Below are 10,544 nucleotides of genomic sequence, written 5' to 3' on the forward strand. Positions count from 1 at the left end.
GGGGGTGGGGGCGCTGTCGGGGCCTCGAACTGTAGCCGCTGCGCGGCCACCGCGGCAGGGCGGCCGGGGACTCCCCGGGCACCCCGCCGTGACCTGCCGAACCGCCCGCCGGGCCGGTCCCCGGGTCGCTGCGGTCAGGCGGCGGGGCGCGCCCGGCCCACCGCTGCGGCGGCCATGTCGTCGCCGTCGGCGCGCAGCCCGGCGATCACCCCGTCGACGTCGGCGGCCGGCCGGTTCTGGCTGAGCTTCCACTTGGCCTCGATGCGGCTGATGCGCAGCTCGACGCCGACGATCGCGCGCAGCTGGCCCGCGACGTACGCGGCGGGCGCGTCGTCGACCGACCACGGGTGCGCCCGGCCCTGCTCGTGCTTGTCGCTGAGCCGCCGCACGAGAGCGCCGGTCCAGGCCGGGTCGTCGTGCACGACCAGCTCGCCGTAGGCGTGCACCACGACGTAGTTCCAGGTCGGCACCACCCGGCCGTGCTCGGCCTTGCTCGCGTACCAGGTGGGGGAGACGTACGCGTCCGGGCCGCGCACGATCGCCAGCGCCTCGCCCAGCACCGGGCGGCGCCACTGGTCGTTGTTGCGGGCCAGGTGGCCGAGCAGTGCGCCGTGCGGGCCCGCGTCCGGGTCGTACACGAACGGCAGCAAGGTCGCGACCAGCCCGTCCGTGGTCGCGGTGACCAGGTCCCCGGCGCCGTGAGCCGTCAGCAGCTCGCGCACCGCGGGCTCGTCGGCGGCGAAGTGTGCGGGTGTGTACATCGGATCAGGCCTTTCCGGGAGCGGGCGCGGGCGCGGGTTGCCGGGTGCGCTGGATCGCCACCACGCAGGCGAGCACGACCAGCGCCGCACCGGCCGAGGCGGGGGTGACCGCCTCGCCCAGCAGCAGTGCCGACCATGCCATCGTCAGCACCGGCTGCGCGAGCTGGATCTGGCCCACCCGGGCGATCCCGCCCCGGGCCAGGCCCGCGTACCAGGCGAAGAAGCCCAGGAACATGGAGACCGCGGTGAGGTAGCCGAACGCGAGCCAGCCGGCCGCGTCGGCGCGCGGCGGGTGGGCCGCCGCGGCCAGCAGCGTGACCGGCACGGTGACCGGCAGCGACACCAGCAGCGCCCAGCAGATGGTACGGGCGCCGCCCAGCTCGCGGGCCAGCGCGCCGCCCTCGGCGTACCCGAGCCCGCACAGCACCACCGCGGCGAGCAGGAACAGGTCGGCGACGCCCAGCGAGCCGCGCACCGCGCCGCCCGCGACGAGGAACCCGAGCACGGCCAGCAGCCCGGCCGCCCCGGCGGCCCAGAACAGCGGCGGCGGGCGCTCGCCGGCGCGCAGCACCGCGAACACGGCGGTCATCGCGGGCAGCACGGCGACGACGACGGCGCCGTGCGCGGAGGTTTGCGTGGTCAGCGCCAGCGACGTGAACACGGGGAAGCCGACGACGACCCCGGCCGCGACCACGGCCAGCCGCCGCCACTGGGCGCGGGTGGGCCGGGGTGCGCCGGTCAGGCGCAGGTATGCCCAGGCCAGCAGCGCGGCCCCGACGGCCCGGCCGAACGCCGTGAACCACGGGTCGAGCTGCTGCACGGCGACGCGGGTGGCGGGCAGCGACATGCTGAACGCGAGCACCCCCAGCGCCCCGAGCGCGAACCCGCCGACCGCCGTTACCGTTCCGGGGTGAGTAGCGTTACCCTTGGCTCTCATGAATTACGGTAACGCAACCGACCGCGTTATCCAAGATCTGCGGGTGCTGGCCGCGGGCGCGGGGCCTGGCACGCGGCTGCCGTCGGTGCGCGAGCTGACCGCCCGGCACCAGGCCTCGCCGGTCACCGTCGCCGAGGCGATCCGGCAGCTGGTGGCGCAGGGCCTGATCGAGGCCAGGCCCGGCCGGGGCACGTTCGTCGCGGCCGCCCCGGAGCAGCGGCGGGCGCCCGACCTGTCCTGGCAGACCGTCGCGCTCGGCCCGGCGCTGCCCGGCGAGCGGGAGCTGCAGGCGTTACTGGCGTTACCGCCCGCCGGGGCGATCCCGCTGTCCGGCGGGTACCTCGACGCCGACCTGCAACCGGCCGCCGCGCTCGGCGCCGCGCTCACCCGCGCCGCCCGCCAGCCCGCCGCCTGGCAGCGCGGCCCGGTCGAGGGCCGCGCGGACCTGCGCGCCTGGTTCGCCCGGCAGGCCGGGGGCGGGCTGCGCGCCGACGACATGGTGATCTGCCCCGGCGGCCAGGCCGCGCTGTCCACCGCGCTGCGGGCGCTGGCCCCGCCCGGCGACACGCTGCTCGTCGAGTCGCCGACGTACCTCGGCGCGCTTGCCGCGGCGCGGGCGGCCGGGCTGCGGGTGGTGCCGGTGCCCGCCGACGCCGACGGCGTACGCCCGGACCAGCTCGCCGCGGCGTTCGCCCGCACCGGCGCGCGGCTGTTCTACTGCCAGCCGCTGTACGCCAACCCGCACGGGGCCACGCTCGCCGGGCACCGCCGCGCCGAGGTCCTCGACGCGGTGCGGGCCGCGGGCGCGTTCCTGCTGGAGGACGACTACGCCCGCGACCTGACCATCGACGGCGAGGCGCCGCCGCCGCTGGCCGCGGACGACCCCGGCGGGCACGTGGTGTACCTGCGCTCGCTGACCAAGTCGACCGCGCCCGGCCTGCGGGTGGCCGCGCTCGGCGCGCGCGGCCCGGCCGGGGCGCGGCTGCGCGCCGCCCGGCTGCTCGACGACTTCTTCGTGGCCGGTCCGCTGCAGCAGGCGGCCCTGGAGTTCGTGACCGCCCCCGCCTGGCCGCGCCACCGCCGCGCGCTGCGCACCGCCCTGCGCGAGCGCCGCGAGGCCCTGCTGTCGGCCCTGCGCCGCCACCTGCCGGACCTGGTCCCGCAGCACGTCCCGCGCGGCGGCCTGCACCTGTGGGTACGCCTGCCCGACGGCACCGACGACACCGCCCTGGCCGCCGAGGCCGCCGCCGAGGGCGTCACCGTCTTCCCCGGCCGCCCCTGGTACGCCGCCGAACCCCCGGCCCCCCACCTGCGCCTCACCTACGCCGCATCCCCACCCGACCTCATCGGCGAGGCCGTCACCCGCCTCGCCCGCACCCTCCACCAAACAAAGCCATGAAAGGAAGGGCACCTTCTTAACGCTATGCGTAGAGGAAGGGCACCTTCTTCACCCACCCCCCGCTCACCTGGGCCGCGAGCGGCGACCGAGCCGTACGCGACGCCGAAAGACTCGCGGCGTCTGCGGCCGGGCGAGCCGCTACTCCGTAAGAGTCGCCCCGCCGCGGGTGCACACTGCCGGGCCGAGGTGGGGCGGGGTCAGCGCTCGGGTTCGGGGTCGGTGACGTCGGCCCAGGTGCCGGCCAGGCCGGTCACGGCGGTGTCGGCGTCGACCGCGACGGCGAGGCCGTGCTCGCCCGCGCCGAGGGTGATCTCGCGGCCGCGCAGCCGCTCGTCGGCGATGACCGGCCACGGCTTGCGCGACCCGTACGGCGTGATCGTGCCGCGCTCGTACCCGGTGGCGTCCTTGGCGTCGGTGGCGTCCGGCATGGACAGCCGGGACACGCCGAGCAGCGCCCGCAGCTTCGGCCAGGAGATCACGCGCCCGCCGGGGACCAGCACGAACAGGTGGTCGTCGTCGCCGCGCCGGACCACGATCGTCTTGACCACGTCGGGGATCTCGACCCCGCGCGCGGCCGCCGCCTCGGCGAGGCTGCGCACCGGCCCGTGCCGGATCACGCGGTGAGCCAGTCCGGCGGCGGCGAGGGCGTCCAGCGCTGCGGTCATGGCTCGCACCCTACCTCGCAGTACGCGAAGGGCTCCCGGATCGGGACCGGCCCTGCCCGCGCATCGCGCCCGGCTCCGCGGGGCGCCGGCCGCGCACGCCGACCCGCAGCCGGGCGCGGGCTGTCGGTAAGGCGTCGCGCAGGTGTGCCGGCGCCGCCGGCGGTCCTACCTTGCGGTACATGAGACTCAGGCTCGCGTTCGTCGCCGCGCTCGCGGCCGTGGCATCCGTGCTCGTCGTCCCGGCCGCCGCGCACGCCGCGCCGGACCCGCTGGCCTGCTCGGCGGTGGGCAGCTACAGCCGCTCGGGCACCAGCGACACCTACTGGCTGGTCGGCTCGACCGGCAGCCACCGCTACTGGCAGGTGGCCGACGCCTTCAGCAACCACTACCGGCGCAGCTACGTCGTCAAGTGCGACGGCGACACCATCGTCTCGTCGGCCGACCTGGCCGTCTCCGCCACCGGCGGCGAGCGCTGCGGCACGGCGTCGGCGGGCGCCTACCAGTACGCCGGCACCCGGCTGGCCCTCGCGCCGCTGGTCACGTTCCCCGGGTTCTACATCGAGAACGACTACCGCTACTGGCATGTGAACCGGTGGGTGAACATCGGGTTCTACGGCTTCTGGATGTACGACCACTCCGAGCTGGCCGCCTGCCTGGCGCCGTGACGCCTGCCGCGGGCCGCACCGCACCGTGACGGTGCGGCCCGCGCCGGGCTCAGCCGGTGCGCAGCGCCGCCAGGTCGGTGCGACCGCGCAGGGTCGCCGCGGCGGCGGCCGCCAGCAGCGCCACCAGGGCCAGACCGGCCAGGCTCGCGGCGGCGTAATCGACGGGGTCGACCAGCCAGGTCAGCGTGCGCGCCGGCGAGCGCATCACCAGGTCGGAGCAGTCGGCGGGTTGGCACCCGGTCACCGTGGTCACGGTGATCTCGGGCAGCACCAGCCGGGCCAGCACCGCACCGAGCAGGATCGCGGCGGGCACGACCGCCGCGACGGGCGCGAGCGCCTGCCACAGCAGGGCGCGGGTCAGCACCCCGCGGGTCACCCCGGTGGCGGTGAGCGCGGCGAAGGCCCGGCGGCGGGCCGCGACGGCTTCCAGCAGCGCCACCAGCAGACCCGCGGCCGCCAGCGCGGCGGCGCCGCCGACCCCGGCGGACAGCAGCTTGACCATGCTGAAGAGGTAGTCGCGGCTCTGGTCCCAGGGCAGCGGAGCGCCGGGGGCGAGGCCCTGGCTGAGCCGCTGCGCGACCATCTCCGTGCCGAGATGCTCGCGCAGACCCAGCACGGTGCCGGTCAGCACCGCGCAGACGATCAGCACGCCGACGGTGCGGCTGCCGGTCCACGGGTCGGCCCGCAGGCGCCCGGCGGCCAGCAGCGCCGCCGGGCCGCGGCCGAACCGGTGCAGCAGCCGGCCGGCGCGGTCGCTGAGCCAGGCCATGCCGAGCACCAGCCCGCCCGCCACCGCCGCGGCGCCGACCGCACCGACCACCAGCCCGTCCGGCCAGTACACGGTGCCGGTGGCCAGGTACCCGAAGACGGCCACGCCGAGGCCGATCAGCAGCAGCGGCCACATCCGCGGCGCCGCCGGGGTGGTGGCGCGGGCGGCCACCCCGAGGGGGGAGCCGTGCAGGCCGCGCAGCAGCAGCGCGGCGAGCAGCGCCGACGCCACGGGCAGCCCGGCGAGCACGAGCAGCAGCCCCAGCGGGCCGGGGCGCACGTCGGTGGGCAGCCAGAGCACCCCGGCCCCGTTGCGCCGGTGCAGCGCGCCCTGGGCGAGCCGGAACAGGGCCAGCCCGAGCAGCCCGCCGAGGCCCGCCGCCACCCCGGTCTCGGCCGCCGCTATCGCGGTGACCTGGCCGGGGGTCGCGCCGGCCAGCCGCAGTGCGGCCAGCCGCCGGTGCCGGGCGGGCGCGCCGACCCGGCCCGCCTGCGCGGCCAGCGCCAGCACGGGCAGGCACAGCAGGGTGAGCATGGCGGCGACGGCCTGGCGCATCGTCGGGTCGTCGAAGAACAGCACCTGGTAGTCGGGGTCGTCGGGCACGATGGCCAGCACCGTCGCGGCGGTCAGCAGCACCGCCGCGGCCAGCGCCGCGGTCAGCCCGGTGAGCACGACCCGCAACCGGTCGGTACGCGTGCCGGCCAGCGCGAGCCGCAGCAGCAGCGACGGCCTCATGCCAGCGCCCCGATCGCCACGCCCAGCCCGGTCGGGTCCACCTCGCCGTCGCGCAGCACGATCTCGCGCTCGGCGTACGCGGCGATGGTCGCGTCGTGGGTCACCACGACGACGGTGGTGCCCTGCTCGCGGGCGGTGCGGGTGAGCAGCTTCATGACCAGCTCGCCGGCGAGGGAGTCCAGCGCGCCGGTGGGCTCGTCGGCGAACAGCACCGCGGGCTGGGTGACCATGGCGCGGGCCAGGGCGACGCGCTGCAGCTGGCCGCCGGACAGCCGGCCGGGCGTCTGCTCGGCGGCCTCCGCGACGCCGAGCCGGGCCAGCCAGCTTCCGGCCGCCGCCAGCGCGGCCCGCCGCGAGCCGCCGCCGAGCATCAGCGGCAGCGCCACGTTCTCCACCGAGGTCAGCTCGGAGATCAGGTGGCCGTGCTGTAGGAGCACGCCGAACCTCGTGCGGCGCAGCTCGCTGCGATACGCCTCGGAGGTGTCGTCGATGCGCTCGCCGCGGAAGGCCACCTCGCCGCCGTCGGGGCGCAGCACGCCGGACAGGCAGTGCAGCAGGGTGGACTTGCCGCAGCCGCTGCGGCCGCGGACGGCGACGATCTCGCCTTCGTGCAGGTCGAGGTCGACGCCGCGCAGCGCGGGCTGGGCGCCGAAGGTCTTGGTCAGGTCACGGGCGGTCAGGATCGGGCTCATGAGTGCACCTCCCGGTGCAGTGCGGCGACGCGGTGCAGGGCTGTCTGCAGCCACCGCAGGTCCGCGTCGAGGTGGGCGAGGGCGTGGTCGACGGCGATGAGGTCGCCGATGGTGAGGTCCTGCTCGGACTTGAGCCGGGTGAGCTCGCGCATCCGGGCGGTGTGGGCCTGCTGCTGCGCGCCGAGGTACGCGGTGGCGCGGGCGGGGTCGGCGACCAGCAGGGCGACGACGACCTTGCTGAGCAGTGCGCTGGCGACGTACGGGGCGGGGGCCTCGACCTCGGCCAGCCAGCGGTCGAGCGCGGTGCGGCCGTCGTCGGTGATGGCGAACGCGGTGCGCTCGGGCCCGCCGGCCTGGTCCTGGCCCGCCTGGGTGACCAGGCCGTCGCGTTCGAGCCGACTCAGGGTGCTGTAGACCTGCCCGAACGCGAGCGGCTTGGCGCGGGGCAGCCGCTGGTCATAGGCGTGTTTCAGCTCGTAGCCGTGCCGGGGGCCCCGCGCCAGCAGCCCGAGAAGCACGTAGGACGCTGACATGGGCCATACTATTCACTCGGTGAATAGCTTCCGTCAAGGGTCCATTTTCGATCACGGTGGCAGGGTGGCGACACGCGCCGAGCACGTCCGCAAGTTCATGATCGACAGGGCGGGGCGGGGGCGGTCAGGTGGCGCGGAGGCGGCGGAGCATGCGGGCGTCCTCGAAGCCGACGGCGCGGGCGGCGGCTTCGACGGTGCTGCCGTGGCCGATGAGGTGCTCGGCGCGTTCGCGGCGCAGTTCCTGCTGGTAGCGCAGGGGGGTCAGCTGGGTGGCGGCGGTGAACAGGCGGGTGAGGGTGCGAGGGCTGACGCCCGCGGAGGCGGCGAGCGCGGGCAGGGGCAGGCGCTCGGTGAAGCGGGCGTCGATCTCGTCCTGCACCCGGTGCACCGCGTCGGACAGGTGCGCCCGGTGCCGCAGCATCGCGCTGGCCTGCTGCTCGTCGCCGTTGCGGCGGGCGTAGACGACCATCGCGCGGGCGGTGCGCGCCGCGGCGGCCGGGCCGTGCCGCATCGCGACCAGGTGCAGCGCCAGGTCGATGCCGCTGGCGATGCCGGCCGAGGTCACCACCCGGTCGTCGACGGTGTAGAGCACGTCGCGCACCACCCGCGCCGCCGGATAGCGGGCGGCCAGCTCGTCCTGCAGGTCGTGGTGGGTGGTGCAGCGGCGCCCGGCCAGCAGCCCGGCCCGGCCGAGCGCGTCGGCGCCCGCGCAGACGCTGGCCACCGTGCCGCCCCGGGCGTGGTGCTCGGCCAGCCGGGCCAGGGTCGCCGCACCCAGGTGGCCGTTGGCGCGCAGCCGCGGCGAGCGCCAGCCCGGCACCACGACCAGGTCGTCGGGCCCGAGCGTGGGCCAGTCCAGCCGGGCCCGCACCGGCAGGCCCTGCGCGGTGGGCACGTCCTCCTGCTCGGCCACGAAGTGCAGCCGGTACCCGTGGCCGTGGTCGGCGGCGGTGGAGAACACCTGCGCCGGGCCGGCCAGGTCCAGCAGGTGCAGCTGCGGGACGAGCAGGAAGACGACCTCGGTCATGCCAGCTCGGCCACCGTCCGGATGGTCGCGAACCGGCCGGCCAGGGCGTACTCGGTGCGCCGGGTCACCTCGGCGGCGGGCAGCGTGCGCGGGTCGGCCAGCAGCTGCTCGTTGGAGACGTCCGACGGCAGGTCGCGGTGCGGGATCGGGAACGTCGCGCACGCGTCGACCACGAACGTCACGTCGTAGCCGAGGTCGCTGCCGACCCGGGTGGTGGTCTCCACGCACTGCTCGGTGCGGATGCCGCACACGGTCAGCTCGCGGATGCCCGCCGCGGTGAGCAGCTGCTGCAGGTTGGTGGTGGTGAACGCGTTGTGGGAGGTCTTGGTCAGCACCGGCTCGCCGTCGGCCGGGACCAGCCCGTCGATGAGCCGGACGTGGCCGGATTGCGGGTCGAACACGCCCTTGCTGCCGGGCTCGGCGTGCAGCACCCATACCACCAGGTCGCCCTTGGCCCGCGCGGCCCGCACCAGCCGGTCGACCCGGGCGACGATGTCCGGGTTGTCGACCAGCTGCCACAGCGGCCGCTGCCGGAACGATTCCTGTACGTCGATGACGATCAGAGCGTTTCGCATGACTCGATCCTCACCCCGTTCCCGCCCTGGCAGAAGGCACCATCATGCCTCGCGCCGGAACGATCCGGTCACCGCACGCCGGTCGGTTAGGCTGCCCGGCGTGTACACCGTGCGGCAGGCCGCGCCGCAGGACCTGGCCGGGGTACGCGCCGTCGCGCGGCGGTTCGGCAACCTCGCGCAGTGGCCGCGGCGCCCCGACTACCTCGACCGCGAGCTGGCCAACGGCCGCCTGCTGGCGGGCTTCGCCGGTGCCGAGCCGGTCGGCTTCGGCGCCACGTTCCTGCGCGGCGGCCTGACCCACCTGGCTGACCTGTTCGTGCTGCCCGAGCACCAGTCCGCGGGCCTGGGCCGGGCGCTGCTGGCCCGGCTGCTGCCCGCCGACGCGCCGCGGGTCACGTTCGCCTCGTCCGACCCGCGGGCCGTGGCGCTCTACATCCGGCAGGGCATGCGCCCCGTCTGCCCCCTGCTCTACCTGCGCGGGCCGCTGGCCGCGCTGCCCGACCGGGGCATCGACGCCGTCCCGGTCGCCGCGGGCGAGGTCGCCGCCCTGGACACCGACGCCGCCGGCGGCCGCCGCGACGCCGACCTCGCCTGGTACGCCGCCCTGCCCGGGGTGAGCGTGCACCGCACCGGCGACGGGTACGCGGTCGTGCGCTCGCTCGGCGACCGGGTGCTGCTCGGCCCGGCGGGCGGGCAGACCACCCGGGCCTGCGCGGACGCCGTGCTGGCGGCGCTGGTCCGGCACCGCTCCGTGGGCACGGCGGCGCTGTCCGTGCTCGGCCCGAACCCGCTGCTGCCGCTGCTGCTGGAGGCTGGGTTCACCATCGCCGACATGGACGTGTTCCTGTCCAGCGGCGGCGACCCGATCGCCCTGGACCGCTACCTGCCCCACCCCGACCTGGGCTAGCGGCGCGCGTGCCGTGCCACGCTCGCGGTAATCTGCCGCGCCCCGCCGACATAGACAGGGTGACCCGGTCGTACTTCGACGAGGAGATCCCATGAGTCCTTCCGGTCAACGGGGGGAGAGCTGGTTCACCGCCGTCTACCAGCTGCACCATCCGGACGTCGTCCGCTACGGGCTGCGCCGGCTGGCCGACCCGGACGCCGCCGGCGAACTCGCCCAGGAGGTGTTCGTCGTCGCCTGGCGGCGTCGGGAGGAGGTGCCCGAACCCAGCCTGCCCTGGCTCTACGGGGTGGCCCGCCGGCTGCTCGCCAACCACCGCCGGGCCGGCCGGAGCCGGCCTGCGCCGCTCCCGCTGCTCGACACCGACCCGCTGCCGGTCCCCGGCGCCGACGCGGTGATCGGCCTGCTCGACCTGCGCGCCGCGCTGGCCGGCCTCACCGAACCCGACCAGGAGGTGCTGCGCCTGGTCGGCTGGGAGGGCCTCTCCCTCGCCGAACTGGCCACTGCCCTGGGCTGCAGCCGGGGCACCGCCGCGGTCCGCCTGTACCGGGCCCGCCGCCGGCTCACCGCCGCGCTGCGTACGCCGGCCCGGCCCTCGCCGTCCCGCGTCGCCCCCGTCCGGATCTGACCTGAGAGGAACAGACATGCTCGGCACCAAGAACATCCGCACGCTGCTCGGACCCGCCGACCCGGCCCGCGGGCGCGACGTCGCGCCGCCACGGCTGTCCGCCGCCGACCTGATCGCCGCCGCTGCCGCCCGACCCGACGCGGACCGGCCCGCCGCCGCCCGCCGCCGGCCTCCGGTCCGGACCGGCCGCCGTGCGCGCGGTTCGTCGCCGACAGGCTCGACGGGTTGTTCGACGAGCCGCGGCCTGGCCGGCC

Annotated in this window: 12 protein-coding genes and 1 pseudogene; 5 read left to right on the forward strand and 8 right to left on the reverse strand. The window is 76.4% G+C overall.

What is annotated here, in order from left to right; translation table 11 throughout:
- Nucleotides 1-134: 134 nt before the first annotated feature.
- Together AB0J67_RS25825 and AB0J67_RS25830 are read right to left on the reverse strand one after the other, a co-directional pair.
- Complete coding sequence (locus AB0J67_RS25825) at nt 135-761, reverse strand: FMN-binding negative transcriptional regulator (protein ID WP_363486035.1); 627 nt, start codon at nt 759-761, stop codon at nt 135-137.
- A gap of 4 nt (nt 762-765) precedes the next feature.
- Complete coding sequence (locus AB0J67_RS25830; protein WP_363486036.1) at nt 766-1,698, reverse strand: DMT family transporter; 933 nt, start codon at nt 1,696-1,698, stop codon at nt 766-768.
- Between AB0J67_RS25830 and AB0J67_RS25835 the strand changes: the two genes are divergently transcribed.
- Nucleotides 1,697-3,097 carry a PLP-dependent aminotransferase family protein gene (locus AB0J67_RS25835; protein WP_363486037.1) on the forward strand — a complete coding sequence of 467 codons (1,401 nt, stop codon included), beginning with the start codon at nt 1,697-1,699 and terminating at the stop codon, nt 3,095-3,097. The two genes, AB0J67_RS25830 and AB0J67_RS25835, sit on opposite strands and share 2 nt — an antisense overlap.
- 197 nt (nt 3,098-3,294) lie before the next feature.
- Here the strand turns inward: AB0J67_RS25835 and AB0J67_RS25840 are convergent, their stop codons facing one another.
- The gene (locus AB0J67_RS25840) at nt 3,295-3,762 is read right to left on the reverse strand and encodes a YbaK/EbsC family protein (protein WP_363486038.1); all 468 of its coding nucleotides are present in this window, start codon (nt 3,760-3,762) and stop codon (nt 3,295-3,297) included.
- Between the two features lie 179 nt (nt 3,763-3,941).
- On the opposite strand from AB0J67_RS25840, the gene AB0J67_RS25845 reads away from it, so the two are divergent.
- Nucleotides 3,942-4,427, forward strand: coding sequence for a hypothetical protein (locus tag AB0J67_RS25845; protein ID WP_363486039.1), 486 nt, complete (start codon nt 3,942-3,944; stop codon nt 4,425-4,427).
- Nucleotides 4,428-4,476: 49 nt separating this feature from the next.
- Here the strand turns inward: AB0J67_RS25845 and AB0J67_RS25850 are convergent, their stop codons facing one another.
- The 5 genes from AB0J67_RS25850 to AB0J67_RS25870 all read right to left on the reverse strand — a co-directional run bounded on the left by AB0J67_RS25850 (nt 4,477) and on the right by AB0J67_RS25870 (nt 8,758).
- Nucleotides 4,477-5,931 carry an FtsX-like permease family protein gene (locus AB0J67_RS25850; protein ID WP_363486040.1) on the reverse strand — a complete coding sequence of 485 codons (1,455 nt, stop codon included), beginning with the start codon at nt 5,929-5,931 and terminating at the stop codon, nt 4,477-4,479.
- Nucleotides 5,928-6,623, reverse strand: a complete 696-nt coding sequence (locus AB0J67_RS25855) for an ABC transporter ATP-binding protein (RefSeq protein ID WP_363486041.1) — start codon at nt 6,621-6,623, stop codon at nt 5,928-5,930. The genes AB0J67_RS25850 and AB0J67_RS25855 overlap by 4 nt, the downstream gene beginning before the upstream one ends.
- Nucleotides 6,620-7,156: a PadR family transcriptional regulator gene (locus AB0J67_RS25860; protein WP_363486042.1), complete on the reverse strand. Its 537-nt coding sequence runs from the start codon at nt 7,154-7,156 to the stop codon at nt 6,620-6,622. The genes AB0J67_RS25855 and AB0J67_RS25860 overlap by 4 nt, the downstream gene beginning before the upstream one ends.
- A 124-nt stretch (nt 7,157-7,280) precedes the next feature.
- Complete coding sequence (locus AB0J67_RS25865; protein WP_363486043.1) at nt 7,281-8,183, reverse strand: DJ-1/PfpI family protein; 903 nt, start codon at nt 8,181-8,183, stop codon at nt 7,281-7,283.
- On the reverse strand, nt 8,180-8,758 hold the full coding sequence (locus tag AB0J67_RS25870; RefSeq protein ID WP_363486044.1) for a cysteine hydrolase family protein: 579 nt from the start codon (nt 8,756-8,758) through the stop codon (nt 8,180-8,182). Before AB0J67_RS25870 ends, AB0J67_RS25865 begins: the two co-directional genes overlap by 4 nt.
- A 100-nt stretch (nt 8,759-8,858) precedes the next feature.
- On the opposite strand from AB0J67_RS25870, the gene AB0J67_RS25875 reads away from it, so the two are divergent.
- The 3 genes and pseudogenes from AB0J67_RS25875 to AB0J67_RS25885 all read left to right on the forward strand — a co-directional run.
- Nucleotides 8,859-9,665 carry a GNAT family N-acetyltransferase gene (locus AB0J67_RS25875; protein WP_363486045.1) on the forward strand — a complete coding sequence of 269 codons (807 nt, stop codon included), beginning with the start codon at nt 8,859-8,861 and terminating at the stop codon, nt 9,663-9,665.
- A gap of 91 nt (nt 9,666-9,756) precedes the next feature.
- On the forward strand, nt 9,757-10,290 hold the full coding sequence (locus tag AB0J67_RS25880) for a sigma-70 family RNA polymerase sigma factor (protein ID WP_363486047.1): 534 nt from the start codon (nt 9,757-9,759) through the stop codon (nt 10,288-10,290).
- Between the two features lie 16 nt (nt 10,291-10,306).
- Nucleotides 10,307-10,544, forward strand: a pseudogene (locus AB0J67_RS25885) (hypothetical protein); the annotation flags it as partial.

Origin of the sequence: Catellatospora sp. NPDC049609 (assembly GCF_040675365.1) — a bacterium.
GTDB lineage: Bacteria > Actinomycetota > Actinomycetes > Mycobacteriales > Micromonosporaceae > Catellatospora.

Bases quoted from the DNA above. Each gene is read 5' to 3' on its own strand.
- AB0J67_RS25825 (WP_363486035.1), bottom strand. From the start codon at position 761: ATGTACACACCCGCACACTTCGCCGCCGACGAGCCCGCGGTGCGCGAG.
- AB0J67_RS25835 (WP_363486037.1), top strand. From the start codon at position 1,697: ATGAATTACGGTAACGCAACCGACCGCGTTATCCAAGATCTGCGGGTG.
- AB0J67_RS25830 (WP_363486036.1), bottom strand. From the start codon at position 1,698: ATGAGAGCCAAGGGTAACGCTACTCACCCCGGAACGGTAACGGCGGTC.
- AB0J67_RS25840 (WP_363486038.1), bottom strand. From the start codon at position 3,762: ATGACCGCAGCGCTGGACGCCCTCGCCGCCGCCGGACTGGCTCACCGC.
- AB0J67_RS25845 (WP_363486039.1), top strand. From the start codon at position 3,942: ATGAGACTCAGGCTCGCGTTCGTCGCCGCGCTCGCGGCCGTGGCATCC.
- AB0J67_RS25850 (WP_363486040.1), bottom strand. From the start codon at position 5,931: ATGAGGCCGTCGCTGCTGCTGCGGCTCGCGCTGGCCGGCACGCGTACC.
- AB0J67_RS25855 (WP_363486041.1), bottom strand. From the start codon at position 6,623: ATGAGCCCGATCCTGACCGCCCGTGACCTGACCAAGACCTTCGGCGCC.
- AB0J67_RS25860 (WP_363486042.1), bottom strand. From the start codon at position 7,156: ATGTCAGCGTCCTACGTGCTTCTCGGGCTGCTGGCGCGGGGCCCCCGG.
- AB0J67_RS25865 (WP_363486043.1), bottom strand. From the start codon at position 8,183: ATGACCGAGGTCGTCTTCCTGCTCGTCCCGCAGCTGCACCTGCTGGAC.
- AB0J67_RS25870 (WP_363486044.1), bottom strand. From the start codon at position 8,758: ATGCGAAACGCTCTGATCGTCATCGACGTACAGGAATCGTTCCGGCAG.
- AB0J67_RS25880 (WP_363486047.1), top strand. From the start codon at position 9,757: ATGAGTCCTTCCGGTCAACGGGGGGAGAGCTGGTTCACCGCCGTCTAC.